At 45.7% G+C, this 3,259-nt stretch carries 3 protein-coding genes; all 3 read left to right on the top strand.

Going from position 1 to position 3,259, the window contains the following annotated elements; translation table 11 throughout:
* The first annotated feature begins 164 nt into the window (after nucleotides 1-164).
* The 3 genes from KDK18_RS06805 to KDK18_RS06815 all read left to right on the top strand — a co-directional run bounded on the left by KDK18_RS06805 (nucleotide 165) and on the right by KDK18_RS06815 (nucleotide 3,183).
* A complete protein-coding gene (locus KDK18_RS06805; protein WP_257254121.1) occupies nucleotides 165-575 on the top strand; it encodes a DUF86 domain-containing protein in 411 nt (136 codons plus the stop codon).
* Nucleotides 576-936: 361 nt separating this feature from the next.
* On the top strand, nucleotides 937-2,226 hold the full coding sequence (locus tag KDK18_RS06810; RefSeq protein WP_257254122.1) for a capsule biosynthesis protein: 1,290 nt from the start codon (nucleotides 937-939) through the stop codon (nucleotides 2,224-2,226).
* 345 nt (nucleotides 2,227-2,571) lie between these two features.
* On the top strand, nucleotides 2,572-3,183 hold the full coding sequence (locus KDK18_RS06815) for an acyloxyacyl hydrolase (protein ID WP_257254123.1): 612 nt from the start codon (nucleotides 2,572-2,574) through the stop codon (nucleotides 3,181-3,183).
* Nucleotides 3,184-3,259 lie beyond the last annotated feature (76 nt).

Below are 3,259 nucleotides of genomic sequence, written 5' to 3' on the forward strand. Positions count from 1 at the left end.
CTCAATTTCTTGCAATCCTCGCTACGGACGCTTAAGTCCGACAGGCTGCTAGTCAGGATAGATGAAATGGCATGACCTGTTCGAAACCCATGTTGTTTCTAAATATCAGCAGCTTCAGGAAGAACGCCGCGAGATTATTAATGATTTATTGAGCAGGCTTAAAAATGGATGATGTGATTCTGAATAAATACAGCATTATTCAGCGCTGCCTCGGCCGTATCGAAGAAGAGTACGTCGGACACGAAGATGAACTGACGACGAATTTCACCCGTCAGGACTCCATTATTTTAAATATCCAGCGGGCATCACAGGCCGCAACAGACCTGGCAAACCGGGTAATTCGCTTGAAGCAGCTGGGTATCCCTCAGGGAAGTCGGGACTCGTTTTCCCTATTGTCAGATCATGGTTATGTGTCTGTCAAACTGGCAGATAGCATGATGAAGATGATCGGATTCAGGAATATTGCTTTTCATGAGTACCAGAAACTAAATATTGATATTCTCAAAGCCGTTATTGTGAAGCATGTGCAAGAGATCAAGCTCTTTGCTGAAGAAACGATGAAGAATATTCAGTGACAACTACAGCTTGCAATTTCACCTCTTCGCCCTCTTCCGACGTTGGCGGTGATTTCAGAAAATTTTCTACTCATCTGGAAAGGCTCTTTTGTTGAACGACTGCATAAACTTCAGCTTGTTTAGCCATCTGAGGATCAACGGTTGAGGTGAGTTTAATCACCAAAACGTCCTATACGTATAGTCTTTCCAAATCAGAACGTAGTATTGTTTGAGGCAATCATATTAAACCTCCAAGCCAGCTCGCTTCAACAGCGATTTAATCACATTGTATTATATTTTTAGACTGCCTTATGCTAGGATCTGCACAATACACAACCGTTTATAAACGACTCGGGTCATACAAAAGGGCCGGGGTTAGCATATGACTGAATCTGCCGTACTTTTTCTTCAGGGCCCACTTGGACCGTTTTTCAAGCGGTTGGCACGTACCTTTTCCAGAGCGGGTTACACCACCCACAAAATCAACTTTAATGGCGGTGACCGGCTTTTTTCATGGGCTAATGTTCAGACCCATTACAATGGCAAGCCCGCTGATTGGGCTGATTTTCTTGAACGGTACCTCACTGAACATCGTATTGAAGCCGTCTTTCTCCTTGGCGATTGCCGTTATTATCACAGAACTGCAAAACCCGTCTGTGATGCGTTGGGGGTCCAATTTTGTGTCTTCGAAGAAGGTTACCTAAGACCTGATACCATCACACTGGAGTCGGGAGGTGTTAACGCATTGAGTCAGATGGATCTCAGCCATGAGAGCCTGGAAAAAGCAATGCTATGCTCTGCTAAATCCATCCAGACAATCGGCGGTACCATGAGGCAAAGGACTGGCTACGCTGCTCTTTATTATTGGGCCAGTTTTTTCTCAAAGGGTGAATTTTCTCAGTACAGGCATCACAGGGCGACTCATCCGGTCAAAGAAGGCTTTTACTGGTTGAGAGGTTTTGTCAGAAAGTGGCTTTTTAAAAGTTACGACAGGCAAATGCAATTTCGTCTGGACAATGAGTTTGATCAGAGATTCTATCTGGTCCCGTTGCAAGTCCACGACGACTCCCAAATGATTTTCCACTCACCTTATGAGTCGGTCAAAGCTTTTATTCAGGAAGTCATGGTCTCTTTCTGGAAGCATGCAGATTCAAATAAGGTCCTGTGCTTTAAACACCACCCAATGGATCGGGGCTACACAGAATATGGACAGTTTATTGAAGACTTGGCAACCAATCTGGGCATTCAGGACAGAGTGCTCTACTGCCACGACATCCCATTACCCGATTTATATCGACATACCTGTGGCGTAGTGACCGTTAACAGTTCAGTTGGAATCTCTGCCCTTCTGCATCATCTGCCTACCAAGGTCATGGGGCGAGCCTTATATGATATCGAGGGTATTACCCATCAGGGATCACTGGAGTCATTCTGGAAAAATCCCGAGCCTGTTGACCGTCATCTATTCAAACAACTTCATTCCTGCCTTTTTCAGAAAACCCAAATCAATGGTAGCTTTTTCAAATACTTAACGCTCACCTGTAATAACAGTCTGAGCTTTTACGAAAAACGTCTTAAACCCACTTCAACATTTCGACCATCAGAGCAAGACCCCTGCCTGATTCCTGAACAAGCCGAATCCCTGCGATCCTCATACAGCGGCGCTGCATAGGTCTGCACTGCCCACCCGACCCGTGCAGCCATGTTAATTTAATGGCTCTCCTACTGTTTGTATACACCTCTGCCTGACGTCCTCTTCTACCTAATATCGGTAGGAGGTTCCTGTTAGTCACTTGAAATGCCAAGCAAGTTGAGAACAGTTTTGGAAGAGCTACTCTTTACAACAAACAAGTTACTACAGACAAGTCTGCGTAACCAATGCGCAGAGGATTTTAGCCCTACTCTCTCATCTCAGCCCCCCCGCAATAAGCCATCAAAAATTTTCCATAAAGTTTCAATCTCGCCGGCCGATAGCTAATGCGTGGAAACCACAAGGATGATATTTTTCGGGGGAAGTATGATGAAGAGAGCTATTGCCAGCCTCTGCTTATCAGCTACGCTGCTGATCCAGACACAGAGTGCTCACGCAGAAGATTTTGTTCCAGATAGTATCAACGTTAGCTACGGCCAGTACCTTGATCTTGTTTCGAGTCGTTCAGCAGATTTCACCAATCTGCGTCTGGGCATCACCTGGGACTGGAAGAAGGGCTTTTATCAGTCTGATAACATGGTGCTCAGCAGCTATTTTGAACTGGCTGCCAGTTCATGGAAAAGTAATCTCACAGCCAGCGACAACCCTAGCCCTGATGGCAAAGACAAAGTCACAGCTATCAGTTTTTCACCGGTATTAAGAATGGCATTTCTGCCCAAGGCCAGTGTCCGTCCGTTTATAGATCTTGGGGTGGGAGCTGCCTACCTGTCTGAACAGGACCTGGAGAAAGAGAAGAAATCACCCATCAATATGGGCGGTCACTCGCAATTCGAGATCCGGGTCATGGCAGGTATTGAATTTGGTTCCAAGCAGCAATTTGAACTCAGCTATGGCTGGTTTCATTACTCTAACGCCGGTCTGCACAGCATGAATGAATCCATTGACTTTCATTTGGCGACATTCGGCTATAAGTGGTAATCAGTGAGTCGCCGATATTCTGGTCTAGCAGCCTGTCGGACTTAAGCGTCCGTAGCGAGGATTGCAAGAAATTGAG

Source organism: Endozoicomonas sp. SESOKO3, assembly GCF_024606255.1.